13 protein-coding genes and 1 tRNA gene are annotated in these 15,693 nt (G+C 70.3%); 10 read left to right on the top strand and 4 right to left on the bottom strand.

The genetic code is table 11. The features are described from left to right. The first annotated feature begins 7 nt into the window (after positions 1 to 7). The 6 genes from rlmD to NON22_RS04130 all read left to right on the top strand — a co-directional run bounded on the left by rlmD (position 8) and on the right by NON22_RS04130 (position 4,566). A complete protein-coding gene (gene rlmD, locus NON22_RS04155) occupies positions 8 to 1,312 on the top strand; it encodes a 23S rRNA (uracil(1939)-C(5))-methyltransferase RlmD (RefSeq protein WP_257385651.1) in 1,305 nt (434 codons plus the stop codon). A 14-nt stretch (positions 1,313 to 1,326) separates the two neighbouring features. Further along, on the top strand, positions 1,327 to 1,839 hold the full coding sequence (locus tag NON22_RS04150; RefSeq protein WP_257385650.1) for a CYTH domain-containing protein: 513 nt from the start codon (positions 1,327 to 1,329) through the stop codon (positions 1,837 to 1,839). Next, positions 1,840 to 2,847, top strand: coding sequence for a beta-N-acetylhexosaminidase (gene nagZ, locus NON22_RS04145; protein WP_257385649.1), 1,008 nt, complete (start codon positions 1,840 to 1,842; stop codon positions 2,845 to 2,847). A gap of 8 nt (positions 2,848 to 2,855) precedes the next feature. Continuing rightward, positions 2,856 to 3,395 (top strand): hypoxanthine-guanine phosphoribosyltransferase, encoded by a 540-nt coding sequence (locus NON22_RS04140; protein WP_257385648.1) that lies wholly within the window; start codon positions 2,856 to 2,858, stop codon positions 3,393 to 3,395. 11 nt (positions 3,396 to 3,406) lie between these two features. Then, the gene (locus NON22_RS04135; RefSeq protein WP_257385647.1) at positions 3,407 to 4,150 is read left to right on the top strand and encodes an S-methyl-5'-thioinosine phosphorylase; all 744 of its coding nucleotides are present in this window, start codon (positions 3,407 to 3,409) and stop codon (positions 4,148 to 4,150) included. A 209-nt stretch (positions 4,151 to 4,359) separates the two neighbouring features. Continuing rightward, positions 4,360 to 4,566 carry a cold-shock protein gene (locus tag NON22_RS04130; protein ID WP_257385646.1) on the top strand — a complete coding sequence of 69 codons (207 nt, stop codon included), beginning with the start codon at positions 4,360 to 4,362 and terminating at the stop codon, positions 4,564 to 4,566. 155 nt (positions 4,567 to 4,721) lie between these two features. Here the strand turns inward: NON22_RS04130 and NON22_RS04125 are convergent, their stop codons facing one another. The 3 genes from NON22_RS04125 to NON22_RS04115 all read right to left on the bottom strand — a co-directional run bounded on the left by NON22_RS04125 (position 4,722) and on the right by NON22_RS04115 (position 9,319). Next, the gene (locus NON22_RS04125) at positions 4,722 to 7,748 is read right to left on the bottom strand and encodes a ligand-binding sensor domain-containing diguanylate cyclase (protein ID WP_257385645.1); all 3,027 of its coding nucleotides are present in this window, start codon (positions 7,746 to 7,748) and stop codon (positions 4,722 to 4,724) included. A gap of 314 nt (positions 7,749 to 8,062) precedes the next feature. Next, a complete protein-coding gene (locus NON22_RS04120) occupies positions 8,063 to 8,989 on the bottom strand; it encodes a hypothetical protein (RefSeq protein WP_257385644.1) in 927 nt (308 codons plus the stop codon). A gap of 253 nt (positions 8,990 to 9,242) precedes the next feature. Further along, positions 9,243 to 9,319 (bottom strand) — tRNA-Pro (locus NON22_RS04115). Positions 9,320 to 9,404: 85 nt separating this feature from the next. Here NON22_RS04115 and NON22_RS04110 point away from each other — a divergent pair. The 4 genes from NON22_RS04110 (at position 9,405) to NON22_RS04095 (ending at position 13,742) form a co-directional block, all read left to right on the top strand. Next, positions 9,405 to 10,661: an NAD(P)/FAD-dependent oxidoreductase gene (locus tag NON22_RS04110; RefSeq protein WP_257385643.1), complete on the top strand. Its 1,257-nt coding sequence runs from the start codon at positions 9,405 to 9,407 to the stop codon at positions 10,659 to 10,661. A gap of 156 nt (positions 10,662 to 10,817) precedes the next feature. After that, complete coding sequence (locus NON22_RS04105; protein WP_257385642.1) at positions 10,818 to 12,608, top strand: CocE/NonD family hydrolase; 1,791 nt, start codon at positions 10,818 to 10,820, stop codon at positions 12,606 to 12,608. 89 nt (positions 12,609 to 12,697) lie between these two features. After that, the gene (gene hutG, locus NON22_RS04100; protein WP_257385641.1) at positions 12,698 to 13,477 is read left to right on the top strand and encodes an N-formylglutamate deformylase; all 780 of its coding nucleotides are present in this window, start codon (positions 12,698 to 12,700) and stop codon (positions 13,475 to 13,477) included. A 46-nt stretch (positions 13,478 to 13,523) separates the two neighbouring features. Further along, positions 13,524 to 13,742 carry a hypothetical protein gene (locus NON22_RS04095; protein WP_257385640.1) on the top strand — a complete coding sequence of 73 codons (219 nt, stop codon included), beginning with the start codon at positions 13,524 to 13,526 and terminating at the stop codon, positions 13,740 to 13,742. A gap of 165 nt (positions 13,743 to 13,907) precedes the next feature. Here NON22_RS04095 and NON22_RS04090 read toward each other — a convergent pair. Beyond that, positions 13,908 to 15,693 (bottom strand): Ig-like domain-containing protein (locus NON22_RS04090; protein WP_257385639.1); only part of this gene is annotated, 1,786 nt, incomplete at its 5' end.

Here is a 15,693-nt window from a genome sequence, read left to right as displayed (position 1 = left end):
CGTCGTCATGAAAGCCCCGATTACGCTGGAACTGGACATCACCGATCTGTCCCACGACGGCCGCGGCGTCGCGCGCCACGACGGCAAGGCCATCTTCGTGCGCGGCGCCCTGGCCGGCGAGCGCGTGCTCGCACGCCTGACGCAGCGCCATCGCCACTACGACGAGGCCCAGACCGAACAGGTGCTGCAGGCCTCGCCCGATCGCGTGGAGCCGCGCTGTCCGCATTTCGGCGTCTGCGGCGGCTGCGCGCTGCAGCACCTCGCGCCGGCCGCGCAGATCGCCGCGAAGCAGCGCGTGCTGGCGGAGAATTTCGAGCGCATTGGTCACGTCGAGCCCAAGCGCTGGCTGGAGCCGCTGACTTCGGCGGTCTGGGGCTACCGGCGCAAGGGCCGCCTGTCGGTCAAATACGTCGACAAGAAGGGCAAGGCCCTGGTCGGCTTCCGCGAGGAAAACGGCCGCTATGTCGCCGACCTCACGCGCTGCGACGTTCTGACGCCGGCCGTCGGCGAGCGCATCGACGCAATCGCCGGGCTGGTCGGAAGCCTGAGCGGCGTGCGCGAGATTCCGCAGATCGAGATCGCCGCGGGCGACGACACGACGGCGCTGATCTTCCGCCACCTGCAGCCGCTGACCGACGCCGACCGCGCCGCGCTGATCGCGTTCGGCCAGGCCCACGGACTCGCGATCTACCTGCAGCCCGGCGGCAACGACAGCGTGCATCCGCTGTGGCCCGAAGCGCCGCGGCTCGCGTTCCGCATCGAGGCGGCCGACGTCGAACTGGAGTTCCGGCCGCTGGACTTCATCCAGGTCAATTCGGCCATGAACGAGGCGATGATCGCGCATGCGCTGGATCTGCTCGATCCGCAGCCTGGCGATCAGGTGCTGGACCTGTTCTGCGGTCTCGGCAACTTCACGTTCCCGCTCGCCCGGCGCAGCGCGAGCGTTGTCGGGGTCGAAGGCGAGCACGGTCTCGTGCAGCGGGCCAAGGACAATGCCGCGCGCAACGGCATCGCCAATGTCGAATACCACGTTGCGAACCTGCTCGACGACCAGCGCGACACGCCGTGGGCGCGCCAGCGCTACGACAAGATACTGCTCGACCCGCCGCGTTCGGGCGCCGAGGCGGTGTTCGAGTATCTGCCGAAGAAGGGCACCGACCGCATCGTCTACGTGTCCTGCCACCCGGCCTCGCTGGCCCGCGACGCCGGCATACTCGTGCAACGGCACGGCTTCAAACTCAAGGCCGCCGGCGTGATGGACATGTTCCCGCACACGGCGCACGTGGAATCCATCGCGCTGTTCGAGCGCTGAGCGGAGGCGATCGCATGGGTGTCGAAATCGAACGCAAATTCCTGCTCGTGTCCGACGCCTGGCGCTCCCGGGTGACGCGCTCGCAGCGTCTCGTGCAGGGCTATCTGGTCAGCGCCGCGGCAGTCACGAGCGGCGCGGCGCGCAGCTCCGTGCGCGTGCGCATCGGCGGCGAACAGGCCTGGCTAAACATCAAGTCGTCCAATCTCGGCGTCGCGCGCGACGAATACGAATACGAAGTGCCGCTGGCCGATGCCGAGGCCATGCTCACGCGGCTCTGCGACGGCGTGGTCGAGAAGATCCGCCACTACGTCGCGTATGCCAACCACGAGTTCGAGATCGACGAATTCTTCGGCGCCAATGACGGCCTTGTCGTGGCCGAGCTCGAGCTCGACGCCGTCGACGAAGCCTACGAGCGGCCGGACTGGCTCGGCGCCGAGATCACCGATCTGCCGCGCTACTACAATCTCAACCTCATCGCACATCCGTATTCGGCCTGGACCGCGGCCGAGCGGGAAGGACTGGACTGAATGCTCGTCATCGGAATCGCGGGCAAGGAGCTCGCCGCCGCCGAACGCGACTGGATCGCCGCGCCGGAAGTCAGCGGCGTGATCCTGTTCAGCCGCAATTTCGCCTCGCGCGAACAGGTCACGGCGCTGATCGCCGACATCCGCCGCCTGCGCGGCGAGGATTTCCTGCTCTGCGTCGACCAGGAAGGCGGCCCGGTGCAGCGCTTCCGCGAAGGCTTCACGCGGCTGCCGGCGCTGGCCCGGCTCGGCGAGATCTTCGATGCCGACCCGGCGCGCGCGATCGCGCTGGCCGAGGAGCACGCCTGGGTCATGGCCAGCGAGATGCGCGCGCTCGACGTCGACCTGAGCTTCGCGCCGGTCGTCGATCTCAAGCGCGGCAACCGCGCGATCGGCGAACGCGCGTTCCACGCCGACGTGCGCGTGGTGTCCGAGCTCGGCCAGGCCTATCTGCGCGGCATGCATCTCGGCGGCATGGCCGCGACCCTGAAACATTTCCCGGGCCACGGCTCGGTGCTTGAAGACACTCATTTCGACGCGGCCACCGATACGCGCTCGCTCGAGGAGCTGCGCGCGACCGACCTCGTCGCGTTCGCCGACGGCATCGCCGCCGGCGCCGAGGCGGTCATGCTCGCGCATGTGACCTATCCGGCCGTCGACGCGGTGGCGGCCGGCTATTCGCGCGTCTGGATCGAGGACATACTGCGCGGCGAGATGGGCTTTCGCGGCGTGGTCTTCTCCGACGACATCGGCATGGCCGCGGCCGAGTCGGCCGGCGGGGTCGCCGCGCGCATCGACGCGCATCTGAACGCCGGCTGCGACCTCGTGCTGGTCTGCAGTCCCGCGCTCGTCGCAGAATCCATCGCAGCGGTGCGCGGCCGTGCGCCGTGTCCGGCGCAACGACTGGCCGCTCTGCGCGGCATGGTCGCGTCGACCTGGCAGTCGCTGGTCGACAATCCGCAACGCACCCGTTTCATCGAGCGCCTCGCGGCGCTCGCCGTCCCCGCCTGAGTGACGCCATGACCCGCCCGAGCCTGTCCGACGCGCTGACCAAAGCCGACCTGATCCACGACCTGCCGGCGCTCGACGCCGCCATCGCCCGCCTCGGGCGCGAGCTCGACGAAGCCATCGCCGGCGAGCACGTCGTGTTCGCGACCATCATGCACGGCGGCATGCTGTTCGCCGCCAAGCTCGCGCTCGCGATGAAGACCGACCTCGAATTCGACTACATCCACGCGACGCGCTATCGCGGCGCGACGAGCGGCTCGGAGCTGCACTGGCTGCGCCAGCCGGCTGCGTCGCTGGCCGGCCGCACGGTCGTGCTCGCCGACGATATCCTCGACGAGGGCAAGACCCTCAAGGCGATCCGCGACTTCTGCCTCGACCGCGGCGCGCGCCGCGTGCTCGTCGCGGTGCTCTGCGAAAAGCGCCACGGCCGCTGCGTCCCCGGCGTCAGCGCCGACTTCTGCGGCGTGGAAGTGCCCGACCGCTACGTGTTCGGACACGGCATGGACTTCTACGAACAGGGCCGCAACCTGCCCGCCATCTACGCGATCTGAGGGAAGGCACCATGGCACTGGATCTGGCCATCGTCGGAGGCACCGGTCTGTATCAGTTTCCCGGACTGGACAATGTCACAAGGCGAGAAATCGACACGCCCTACGGCGCGACGTCGGCGCCGGTGGTCTGCGGCGAGATCGGCGGCCGCGCGGTCGCGTTCCTCGCGCGCCACGGCGAAGGCCACAGCGTGCCGCCGCACCGCGTGAACTACCGCGCCAACGTCTGGGCGCTGCACAGTCTCGGCGCCCGCCGCGTGATCGGCGTCAACGCAGTCGGCGGCATCCGCGACGACATGGGACCGCGCGTCGTTGCGATTCCCGACCAGGTCATCGACTACACCCACGGCCGCTTCACGAGCTTCTGCGACGCCGACGGCGCCGAAGTCAGGCACATCGACTTCAGCGAGCCGTATACCGCGACGCTGCGCCGCGAGCTGCTCGCGGCGGCCGCAACGGCCGGCGTGGCCGTCGTCGACGGCGGCTGCTACGGCGCGACGCAGGGCCCGCGTCTGGAAACCCGCGCCGAGATCGCGCGCCTGCGCCGCGACGGCTGCGATCTCGTCGGCATGACCGGCATGCCCGAGGCCGCGCTCGCGCGCGAGCTCGACCTCGACTACGCCTGCATCGCGCTGATCGCGAACTGGGCCGCCGGCTGCGGCGACGAGGCCGAGATCAGCCTCGAAGAAATCTTCGCGAATCTGCGCGAAGCGACCGCGGCCGTTCCGAAGATCATTGCCGCGCTGCTCGCGCGCTGAGCTCGCCAACCGCTGTCGCGCGGAATACCGGCGGCCCGTTCAGCATCGTGCAGGACAGGGCATGCGGTGCCGGCGTGACGCGCCTCACAGACGGCGCTTGCCGCACCCTCGCACTTTCGATCGGGCTGCGTATACTCGTACACGCGCGGCGCGTCGACTCGGGGGAGAAGTCAGCCGCGTATTCGTCCAGCAACGTTCGAGGGGAAGTCATGCAGTTCGGTACGGTAAAGTGGTTCAACGACGCCAAGGGTTTCGGTTTCATCGCGCCGGAAGGCGGCGGTTCCGATGTCTTCGTGCATTTCTCGGCCATCGCCGCCAAGGGGTTCCGCACCCTGCAGGAAGGCCAGCGCGTCAGCTTCGTCGTCAGCCAGGGCCCGAAGGGCGCCCAGGCGTCGGCGGTCACGCCGGTGCAGTGACGCGTCGTCGTCATCCGCGAAAACAGGCCCCGCCATGTCGGGGCCTTTTCGTTTCCGGAGGATTCGCGACCGGTTGGCTCGGCGATCCGGGCCGATCCACCTCGCCGTCGCAAGTTCGCCGAGTCGGGCCGTAGGCATCGGCTGCCGGCGCGTCTTCAGCCCGGCGTCCGCGTCGCCGCAAAGCGGCGCACGCAGTTCCTGCCGCCGTGCTTGGCCTGGTACAGCGCGGCATCGGCGTCGCGCAGCAGCTGCTCGACGTGGTCGCGGCCGCCGACGAGGCGGCTCGCGACGCCGGCGCTGATCGTGACTGTGCGCGTCTGCGCCGATCCCGGTACGGGAACGCGCTGCGCGGCGACCGCGGCGCGTATGCACTCGGCGACGGCCATGCCCTGTTCGCCGTCGCCGCGCGGCAGCAGGCAGGCGAATTCCTCGCCGCCGTAGCGCGCGACCAGACTGCCGGCCGGCGCGCAGCCGCGCAGCGCTTCGGCGACGCAACGCAAGGCTTCGTCGCCGGCCGGATGGCCGTGATGGTCGTTGTAGTCCTTGAAGTGATCGACGTCGACGAAGACCAGCGCCATGCGTTCGGCGACGCCGGCGGCGGCCTGCTGCTCCAGCACTTCGAGCAGCGCGCGCCGGTTGGCCAGGCCGGTCAGCGCATCGCGGTACGACAGTTCGCGCAGACGCGCATTCGCGACGTTGAGCTCGTCGGTGCGCGCCGCGACGCGCCGCTCCAGCGCGTTGCGCTGGTTCTCCAGCGTGCGCGTGCGCCAGAGCAGCAGCGCATAGCCGGCGAGCAGCAGAGCGAGGGCGAAGCCGACACGCGCCCAGGCCGTCTGCCACCACTGCGCGGCCATGGTCAACGGCAGCTCGACGGGCGTGCTGAGGTTGCCGGCGTAGTCGCGCGCCTCGATACGCAGGCGATAGCTGCCGGGCGGCAGCGCGCCGAAACTGCGCGAGGTGTCGGCGCTCCAGGCGGTCGGTTCGGTGTCGTAGCCGAGCAGTTGCGTGCGGAAGCGCGACTCGGATTCGCGCTGCCACGACAGCAGCGCGTAGTCGACGCGCACATTGCGCGCGGCGGCCGGAATGCGCACGACGTCGGCGGCCGTCGACACGCCGTCGATCTGCACGTCGACGAGCTTCAGCGGCTTGGCCTGCCGGTCGGCCGCCGCGCGCTGCGGGTCGTAGACCGTGAGTCCGCCGAGCGTTCCGCTCCAGAAACGGTCGTGTGCGTCGAGAAACTGGCCGTTGGTATTGCACTCGTCGTGGACCATGCCGTCGCCGCGCGTGAACACGCGCGAGACGTAGCCGCCGTGCGCGTCAGGGGTAAGCTGCTGCACGCCGTTGTTGGTGCAGACGTAGACGCGTCCGCGCGAATCTTGCAGCGCGCCGTAGGCGGTAGGGTCGGTCGCGGCCGGCAGGCTCGCGGCGACGCGGCGCGGATGCAGCGGATCGCCGACGTCGACGCGCACGATGCCGGCGTTCGCCGTGCCTATCCAGAGCACCGGGGTTCCCTGCGCATCGACGATCAGGCTGCCGCCGCTCATCGTGTGATCGACGAGGCCGGCCTCGCGGTCGACCAGGGTCCAGCGCGTGCCGTCGTAGCGCGCGAGTCCCTGGTTCGTGATCGCCCAGAGCCAGGAGCGGCCGTCGCGATCGATCTGTTCGACGAAGCGGTTCACGCGCCAGCGGTCGACGACGCCGTCGGCGCGGTACGGCGTCCAGACGCCGTCGCTCAGGCGATGGATGCCGGACAGGCGCGTTCCGAACCATTGCTCGTAGCGGCCGTCGACGCGGCGCGACACGGTGTCGAGCACGGCTTCGGCCGGATCGATTTTCCAGGGTACGTCCACGGCTTCGAACGCCGGTCCGTCGCGCACGCGCAGCAGATGGCCGTAGCGCAGGCCCAGCCAGCGCGCACGGCGGCCGTCGGCGTCGTCGACCGCGGCGATCATGCGCACGCTCGACGTCGGCAGGTCGCCGCTTTCCTGCGTGAAATAGCGCCAGCGGCCTTGTTCGTAGAGACCCAGGCCGCCTTCGCTGCCGCCGGCCCAGAGGCGCTCGCCGCCGCGGCCGTCGGGTTCGACGAGCACGCCGAAGATGCCGGTGGCCTGGTCGCCGAGCAGCGAGGCCGTCAGCCACGGATTCGCGCCGACGACGCTGCGCGACACGCCGGCTTCGGTCGCGAGCCACAGCACCGCGTCGCCGTTCGGGCTGCGCCAGGCGCTCAGGCCGCGCACGCCGTTGGACGGCAGGCCGTAGCGGCGGTCGAACACCTGCGCGCCGTCGCCGTGTACGCGCACCAGGCCCGAGCGCGACGACACCCAGATCGCCCGGTCGCCGCCGGGCAGCGGCGTCTCGGCAATGTCGTACAGGTCGTTCGTCGGCAGCTCGCCGGTTTCCCGGGTCCAGCGGCGCAGTCCGTCCTCGCGCAGGCGCCAGAGCCCGGAGCCGAATACCGAGACCCAGAGCTCCTCGCGATCGGCCCGTTCGCTGCGCAGCAGGAATTCGACCTGCGAAGCCTCGAAGCCGCCGCTGCGGAAACGCTGCCAGTCGCCGCCGCGCTCGCGATACCAGAGGCCTTCCTCGCCGGTGCCGACCCACAGCCGTTCGGCGCCGCCGATGCTGCGCGTCTGCGCCAGCGTGAGTACGGCGCTGCGCGGCAGCTGTGCATTGCCGGCGTCGGACAGCCAGCGTCCGTCCTGCCGGCGCAGCAATCCGCGGTCCCAAGTCAATGCCCAGAGCTGCCAGCGGCCGTCGGGTTCGCGGGTCTCGGCAAAGCGGCGGATCTGCTGGGAGGGCAGGCCGCTGGCCTGATTCTCGACGTACCAGCGGCGGCCGTCGTAGCGCGCGATGCCGTCGTCGCGGAAACCGGCCCAGAGCGTGCCGTCACGATCGAGCCAGAGGCCGGTCGCGGAATGCCGGAGGCGCGCATCGTCGGGCTGCGACCAGCGCCGGCCGTCGTAGCGGAACAAGCCCGACGGCGCGGCGAGCCAGACGAAGCCGTCGGCATCGGTCTGCACGCCGACCGTGACCGAATTCGGCACGCCGCTGCCGGCCGTGAAATTCGTGAACGACGGCGCGCCGAGATCGGACAGATCCAGCGGCCGCGGCGGCGGTGCCGGCGTTTCCGCGGCGCCTGCCAGGTAGGCCCACAGCAGCGCCAGGGCCACGAACTTCCGCATGCGTCTTCCGTCCCCCTCGACCCGGTTCGCGGCCCGTCTGCACGCGGCGCAGCGCTTCATGCGTCTGCGCCGGGCGACGGAGCCCCTGCGCTGCATGCACAAGGCTTGCCTAAGCCGGTACGGATCTCGACGGAATGGGGGCAGGGACGGGACGGCGCGCCGACACGATCGGCGGCGGCGCCAGGATTGCGCGGTTTGCGAAGCGGCCGCGAACACGGCACGGCACCGCTCGCGCGACCGGATGCGCCCGGCGGCGGCTTGGCCGCCGCCGGCATTCGCGCGTGGAGACGGCGAGTGCGGGAAATCGCGACCGCTCAGCGGACTCCGGGCAGCGCCGCTTCGAGACGCCGCGAGAGTTCGACCAGTTCCGCCGGCGCCGGCCCTTCGCGCTTGGCCAGCGCATGCGCGGCGGCGCGCACGGCATCGCCGTCGGCGGTATCGACAGCGTCCGCCGGCGCCCGCGCGGTGTATTCGGCATTGACCTCGCGCGGGCTCTGCACGCGCGTGCCGAGCGCCGGGCTGCCCGAGCCGCTGGGGCTGCCGCCGACCGGATAGGTCCAGCCGAGGCCGAACAGGCGCTGGTCGTCCATGTCGACGATGTAGAAGTCGTAGTAGCCGCCGACCTGCACGAGCAGCGCATAGCGCCGCAGCGCCGCGTCATAGAGCGCGACCGCGATGCGCGTGGTCGGAAAGCCGTCGAAATGGCCGGCGACGAACGGACCGCTGCTGCCACTCTCGTAGGTGCGGAACACCAGCCAGTCGCCGATCACGTTGCCGTTGCGGTTGAACGTCAGCACGAAGCTGCCGCGCAGGATCGACAGCACGCTGTCGTAGGCATACATCTGCTTGACGATGCGCGTGCTGCCGCCCTGGTAATACAGCGTGGCCGTGACGTAGGAGTCGAACACGATGCGGATCGGACCGGCCGCATTGGCCACGCCCTGCGGCCGCACGTACGCACAGCCTATGCACTGGCCGCCGGTGTTCGCGTCGAAGGTCGCGCTGAACGTGCTCGTCGCGAAATCGTAGCGGCCCGCCGAGATGTACCAGGTCGCCGCGCCGTTCTGCGCATAGACGAACGACGTCACGATCATGACGTCGTCCTGCATCTCGATGTTGAAGCCGCGTCCCGATTCGTTCGGATTCCACCAGAGTCCGCGCGTGGGTCCGCCGGTGATGACGGCGGCCTGGGCACACACGCAGACGAGATACAGCAACACAAGGGCAATCAGTTTTTTCATGGTCGGCTCGCAAGAGCGCCGCAGGGGCGCGATCGAAAAAGCACTGTCGCGAGCGCGGCGGTTCTCTCAGCGGCGGCGGAATTCGGCGGCGAGCGTGCGCGGCCATGCCGGACCGCTGCGACGGAAGATAGGAGTGGCTTACGGTGGCGGCCAGGATTCGGGCATGGCCGCGGGCGTGCGGCCGGCGAGTCGGGAGATCGGCAAACGCGGAAACGAAAAAGCCCGCGCTAGGCGGGCTTTTTCGTGACCGAACTGGTCGGGGAGACAGGATTTGAACCTGCGACTTCTACGTCCCGAACGTAGCGCTCTACCAGGCTGAGCTACACCCCGAGGGAGCTGCGCATCTTAATGATCGATGCGTGGCTTGGCAATACCCGCATGGCGGGCCGGACCGAAAAATCGTTACGATCACCGAATGTCCGAATCCAAGACCGACGTGCTGATTCTCGGGGCCGGCGTCATCGGCCTTTCCTGCGCCTGGTATCTGCTCGAGCGCGGCCGGCGCGTCATCGTGCTCGACCGCGGACGTGTCGGCGGCGGCGCTTCGCACGGCAACTGCGGCACCCTGACGCCGAGCCATTCGGCGCCGTTGGCCATGCCGGGCATGGTGGTCAAGGCGCTGCGCATGATGTGGCGCAAGGACGCGCCGTTCCACATCGCGCCGCGCGTGGACACCGAATTGCTCGGCTGGCTGCTGCGCTTCGCCGGCCGCTGCAACTGGCGCGACTTCGCCGCCGCCAATCGGGCCCGGGCGCAGATCCTGACGCACTCGCGCGGACTCATCGGCGATCTCGTCGCCGCGCACGGCCTGAACTGCGGCTTCGCCGCGAACGGCACGCTCTACGTGTTCCGCGAGCCGCAGGCGCTCGACGCGTTCGGCTGGCACCTCGACAGCCTGCGCGCGGCCGGCATTCCGGTCGAGGAGCGCAGTGCGGCCGAGGTGCTCGCGCTGGAACCCTGCCTGCGCGGAGGCCTTGCCGGCGGCGTGTTCCACCCGGGCGACGCGCAGCTGCGGCCGGACCGCTACGTGGCCGAGCTCGCGCGGCTCGTACGCGCGGCCGGCGCCGAGATCGTCGAGGACTGTGCGGTCGAGGATTTCACGACGGTCGGCGCGCGCATCGATGCGGTCGCGACGTCGCGCGGCGTCCGTCGCGCCGACGAGGTCGTGCTCGCGCTCGGCGCCTGGTCGCCGGCGTTGGCACGGCGCCTGAATCTGCGCATTCCGCTGCAGCCGGGCAAGGGCTATTCGATCACCTACGAGCGGCCGGCGCTCGCACCGCGCATTCCGCTCGTGCTCAAGGAAGACAGCGTCTGCGTGACCGCCTGGGCCGACGGCTACCGCCTCGGCAGCACGATGGAGTTCGCCGGCTACGACACGTCGCTGAATCGCCTGCGCCTGGACGCGCTGCGCCGCGGCGCAGCGCGCTATCTGCGCGAGCCGGAAGGCCCGCGCGTGCTCGAGGAATGGTACGGCTGGCGGCCGATGACCTGGGACGACCTGCCGATACTCGGCCGCAGCGGCCGCTGGGACAACCTGACTCTGGCGACCGGCCACGGCATGCTCGGCGTCAGCATGTCGCTGGCCAGCGGCCAACTCGTCGCCGAGACCCTGAGCGGCGCCCCGACGACCCTGGAGGCGGCGCCGTACAGTCCGCAACGTTTCCACCTTTAGTCTTTGCAGGGATTCGCCGCGGCCGGCGGACACGGTTCCGCCGCCGGCGACTTCCCGCCGCGTCCGCACCGCCGGTGCCGGCGCGCATCGCAGGCGCCGGCCGCCGCATCCATCGCGACGGCCGGCAACGTGTCCGAACCTAGTCGGGAAATTGCCATGCTGCGAATTACGAGTACCGCCGCGCTGCTGCTGGCCGCGTTCAGCGCCATCCCTGCCGCCGCGCAGACGCCGGTGGATCTGCAATGGGGCGTGAAGATTCCGCTGCGCGACGGCGTGGAGCTGCAGGCCACTCTGTACCGGCCGCAGGGGCAGCGCGAAGGCCTGCCGTGCATTCTGTCGCTGACGCCGTACATCGCGCAGAACTACCACGACCGCGGCATGTATTTCGCGGCGAACGGCTATGTGTTCGCCTCGGTCGACGTGCGCGGCCGCGGCAATTCCGGCGGCACGTTCACGCCGTTCCTGCAGGAAGCCAGGGACGGCCACGACATCGTCGAATGGCTGGCCACGCAAAGCTACTGCAATGGCAAGATCACGATGTGGGGCGGCTCCTACGGCGGCTACGACCAGTGGGCCACGGCCAAGGAAAAGCCGGCGCACCTGGCGACCATCGTGCCGGTTGCGGCGGTGCAGCCGGGGCTGGACTTCCCGATGCGCAACAACGTGTTCTACCCCTACGACATGCGCTGGCTGACCTACGTCAGCGGCCGCGCGACGCAGGACAAGCTGTTCGGCGACAACAAGCTCTGGACCGCGCAGTTCCGCAGCCTCTTTGAGGCGCACGCGCCGTTCAACACGCTCGATGCGCGCATCGGCAATCCGTCGCCGATCTTCCAGGAGTGGGCCGCCAATCCGCTGCAGGGACCGTACTGGGATCGCCTGAATCCGACCGCCGAACAGTACGCCGCGCTCGACTTCCCGATACTGACCATCACCGGCCAGTACGACGGCGACCAGCCCGGCGCGCTCGCGTTCTATCGCCAGCACATGCAGCACGGCCCGGCGACGGCGCGCGAGCGGCACTATCTGATCATCGGTCCCTGGGACCATGCGGGCACGCGCACGCCGCCGGCCGAATACGCCGGGCTGAAGTTCGGCGCGGCCAGCCAGCTCGACATGAACGCGCTGCACAAGGCCTGGTACGACTGGACCCTGAAGAGCGGCGCGAAGCCGGAGTTCCTGAAGAACCGCGTCGCCTACTACGTGACCGGTCCGGACGAATGGCGTTACGCCGACTCGCTCGAGGCGATCACCGCAAGCGAGCGCGGCTATTTCCTGGCCTCCGACGGCGGCCGCGCGAACGACGTCTACGCCTCGGGCCGGCTCGAGGAAGGCAAGGCCAGGCGCAGCGGCAGCGACCGCTACGTCTACGATCCGCTGGACGTGTCCCTGGCCGCCGACGACGCGGCCGACCAGTCGGGCGCGGAACTGCTCGATCAGGCCGGCGTGCTGCGGCGCCACGGCAAGCAGCTCGTCTATCACACGGCGCCGCTCGCGGCCGACACCGACATCGCCGGCTTCTTCCGCCTGAGCGCCTGGCTGCGCATCGACCAGCCGGACACCGATTTCAACGTCGACGTCTATGCGATCGCGCCCGACGGCAGCAGCCTGTTCCTGACCAGCGACGTGCTCCGCGCGCGCCATCGCGAGAGTCTGCGCGAGTCGCGTCTGGCCGTGCCGGGCAAGGTGGAGCGCTACGACTTCGAGCGCTTCACCTTCGTCGCGCGCCGGCTCGTGCGCGGCAGCCGCCTGCGTCTCGTCATCGGCCCGGTCAACTCGTTCAACCTGCAGAAGAACTACAACAGCGGCGGCGTCGTGAACGCCGAAAGCGCCAAGGATGCGCGTACGGTCACCGTGGAGCTGCTGCACGACGCCCGGCATCCGTCCGCGCTGTACGTGCCGATCGCGGCTGAGAGGTCGGTCATGGTCGTGGCAGACAAGCGCTGAAGGCTGCGCGAGGACTGAAACCCGGAAGCCGTGCCGCACCCGCGGCGCGGCTTCGCCGAACCGATTTCCCTGAACTTCCTGCGACCGCCATGAGCATCTTCAGCCTCCATACGGGCACTGCGCCCCTGCTGGTCTCGCTGCCCCACGACGGCAGCGAGATTCCGCCCGACATCGCCGCGCGGCTCGTACCGGCTGCGCGCCGCGCGCCCGATACCGACTGGCACGTGAGCCGGCTCTACGCGTTCGCGCGCGAACTCGGCGCTTCCCTGTTGATTCCGCGCTATTCGCGCTACGTCATCGATCTGAACCGGCCGCCCGACGACGTCTCGCTGTATCCGGGCCAGAACACGACCGGCCTGTGCCCGACCGTGGGGTTCGACGGCGAGCCGATCTATCTGCCCGGGCAGGAGCCCGATGCCGCCGAGATCGCGCAGCGCCTGCAGACCTACTGGAAGCCGTATCACGACGCATTGCAGCAGGAACTCGCGCGGCTGCACGCCGCGCACGGCCGCGCCGTGCTCTGGGACGGCCATTCCATCCGCAGCGTCGTGCCGTTCCTGTTCGAAGGCCGTCTGCCGGATTTCAACGTCGGTACGGCCGGCGGCACGAGCTGTTCGCCGGCGCTGCAGACGCGGCTGGAGGCCGTGCTCGCGGCGCAGAACGCCTACAGCCATGTCGTCAACGGGCGCTTCAAAGGCGGCCACATCACGCGGCACTACGGCCGGCCGGGCGAAGGCGTGCAGGCCGTGCAGCTCGAGCTCGCCCAGCTCAACTACATGGACGAGGACAGCTTTGCCTATCTTCCGGAGCGGGCCGGGCCGACGGCGGCCGTGATACGCCGCCTGCTCGAGGCCGCGCTGGAAGTCTGATCGCCCGCAGCAACGGGCTCACCGAGGTCTTGCCGAGGACATGATCATGCGTACCGCAATCGCCGTTGCCGCCGTCGTCGCCTTCAGCGCCTTCGTCGCGGCCCCGCTGCCGGCCCAGGCGCAGACCGGCATGGGCCGCAACCGCACGCCGCAGGAACAGCAGGACAAGCAGGACAAGCAGGACAAGCAGGACAACAAGAAGGGCGAGGAAGCCCCGCCGCAGCAACAGGAGCAGCAGGGCGACAGGAAGAAAAAGAAGAAGTGATCCGGCGCGGTCCCGCGCACGGGCGCCGATGCGGGGCCGGCGGCTTCGCCGGTTTCGCAAAAGAGAACAATAAAAAATGCCACCACCCGTGCCGCATCCGCGCGGACGGCGGGCGAGGCGGGCACCGCGGTCCGCAGGACCGGGGCCGCCTCGCCGAAGCCGGCGTCAGTCGAACCCGTCGGCGAACAGGCGGTCGCTGCTGAGCACCTGGAAGGTGTTCGTGGCCGAATCCACGCTGACGTTGCCGACCGCGTCGGCGGCGCGCGCCTTCACCGTATGCGCGCCGTCGAGCAGCGGCGCCGGAGCGAGCTGCCAGGTCCCGGCGCCGTTCGCGGTCGTGCTGCCCGCATTGGCGCCGTCGATGAGCACTGTCACGCTGCTGCTCGGCTCGGCCGTGCCCGACACCGTCGGTTGACTCGCCACCGTCGTGCTGCCGTTGGCAGGGGACGCGACGAGCGGCGCCGGCGGCGCCGTCGTATCGACGGTGAACGTGCTGGCGACCGAATCCGTACTCGTGTTGCCCGCGCCGTCGGTTGCGCGTGCCTGGACGACATGCGGACCGTCGGGCAGCGCCGTCGGCAGCACGAAGCTCCAGTTGCCGGCGCCGTCGGCGGTGGCTGTGCCGCGGGGCGTGCCGTCGACGATCGTGCCGACGATGCTGCCCGGCTCGGCGCTGCCGCTCACGGTCGGCCGGTTGTTGCCGGTCGTACTGCCGTTGGCCGGCGTGGTCACGACCGGCGCCGCGGGCGCCGTCGTGTCGATCGTGAACGTGCTGGCGGCCGAGTCCGTGCTCGTATTGCCCGCGCCGTCGGTCGCGCGTGCCTGGGCGACATGCGGACCGTCGGGCAACGCCGTCGGCAGCACGAAGCTCCAGTTGCCCGCGCCGTCGGCGGTGGCCGTGCCGCGGGGCGTGCCGTCGACGATCGCGCTGACGGTGCTGCCGGGTTCGGCGCTGCCGCTGATGGTCGGCCGGTTGTTGCCGGTCGTGCTGCCGTTGGCCGGCGTGGTCACGACCGGCGCCGCGGGCGCCGTCGTGTCGACGGTGAAGGTGCGCGGGAACGAGTCGGTGCTCGTGTTGCCCGCGTCGTCCGTCGCGCGCGCCTGGGCGACGTGCGGACCGTCGGGCAACGCCGTCGGTAGCGCGAAGTTCCAGTTGCCCGCGCCGTCGGCGGTGGCCGTGCCGCGGGTCGTGCCGTCGACGATCGCGCTGACGATGCTGCCGGGTTCGGCGCTGCCGCTCAGGGTCGGCGTGTTGTCGCCGGTGACGGTGTTCTGGACAGGTAAGTCCAGCACGGGCGCCGGCGGCGGCGTGGTGTCCACGGTGAACGTCGTCAGCGCGCTCGGCAGGCCGAGGTCGCCGTCGTCGTAGACGGCGGCCTGCAGCTGGTGCGGACCATCGGCCAGCGGGGCCGCGGTGGCGCTGAAGTTGCCGCTCGCGTCGGCGACCGGCGTCAGTTGCAGGACGCCGTCGACATAGATCGCCACGCCGCGGTTGGCCTGCGCGCCGCTGCCGATGACGGTCGGCGTCGCGTCGTTGGTTCTGCCGCCGGTGAGTGGTGTGAGGATGGCCGGTGCCGTCGCCCGCGCGTAGCCGCCGATCAGGGTGGTGGTCACGCCGCTGCTGCCGGCCTGGGCGCCGTAACTGAGGCCGCCAGGGGAGGACGCATCGATCTGCGTACCGGCACTGCCGCTCTGGGCCGCCGGCGCGCAGCTGCCGCTCGCGTTCTGTCGCAGCACGCGGCCGCCGCCGCCACCGCCGCCCGGTCCTACAGAAATGCCGTCGGTCGTGCCGCCGCTGCCGCCCCGCACGTCGGAGATTCCGCAGACCGCGGCACCGGCTACGCGCAGATGGATCGTGCCGCCGCCACCGCCGCCGCCGCCCGCTTCCTGGGTCGTCACGGCGGTGCCGGCGGCGCCGCGCGCCAGCATGCCGCCACTGCCCGCCAGCGCG

This window comes from Tahibacter caeni (assembly GCF_024609805.1).
GTDB lineage: Bacteria > Pseudomonadota > Gammaproteobacteria > Xanthomonadales > Rhodanobacteraceae > Tahibacter > Tahibacter caeni.
Note: the sequence above shows the minus strand (reverse complement) of the source record. Positions and strands in the feature narration are given on the sequence as shown.

What these genes read in the sequence shown, in the direction of transcription:
- rlmD (WP_257385651.1), top strand. Translation starts at nt 8, where the DNA reads ATGAAAGCCCCGATTACGCTGGAACTGGACATCACCGATCTGTCCCAC.
- NON22_RS04150 (WP_257385650.1), top strand. Translation starts at nt 1,327, where the DNA reads ATGGGTGTCGAAATCGAACGCAAATTCCTGCTCGTGTCCGACGCCTGG.
- nagZ (WP_257385649.1), top strand. Translation starts at nt 1,840, where the DNA reads ATGCTCGTCATCGGAATCGCGGGCAAGGAGCTCGCCGCCGCCGAACGC.
- NON22_RS04140 (WP_257385648.1), top strand. Translation starts at nt 2,856, where the DNA reads ATGACCCGCCCGAGCCTGTCCGACGCGCTGACCAAAGCCGACCTGATC.
- NON22_RS04135 (WP_257385647.1), top strand. Translation starts at nt 3,407, where the DNA reads ATGGCACTGGATCTGGCCATCGTCGGAGGCACCGGTCTGTATCAGTTT.
- NON22_RS04130 (WP_257385646.1), top strand. Translation starts at nt 4,360, where the DNA reads ATGCAGTTCGGTACGGTAAAGTGGTTCAACGACGCCAAGGGTTTCGGT.
- NON22_RS04125 (WP_257385645.1), bottom strand. Translation starts at nt 7,748, where the DNA reads ATGCGGAAGTTCGTGGCCCTGGCGCTGCTGTGGGCCTACCTGGCAGGC.
- NON22_RS04120 (WP_257385644.1), bottom strand. Translation starts at nt 8,989, where the DNA reads ATGAAAAAACTGATTGCCCTTGTGTTGCTGTATCTCGTCTGCGTGTGT.
- NON22_RS04110 (WP_257385643.1), top strand. Translation starts at nt 9,405, where the DNA reads ATGTCCGAATCCAAGACCGACGTGCTGATTCTCGGGGCCGGCGTCATC.
- NON22_RS04105 (WP_257385642.1), top strand. Translation starts at nt 10,818, where the DNA reads ATGCTGCGAATTACGAGTACCGCCGCGCTGCTGCTGGCCGCGTTCAGC.
- hutG (WP_257385641.1), top strand. Translation starts at nt 12,698, where the DNA reads ATGAGCATCTTCAGCCTCCATACGGGCACTGCGCCCCTGCTGGTCTCG.
- NON22_RS04095 (WP_257385640.1), top strand. Translation starts at nt 13,524, where the DNA reads ATGCGTACCGCAATCGCCGTTGCCGCCGTCGTCGCCTTCAGCGCCTTC.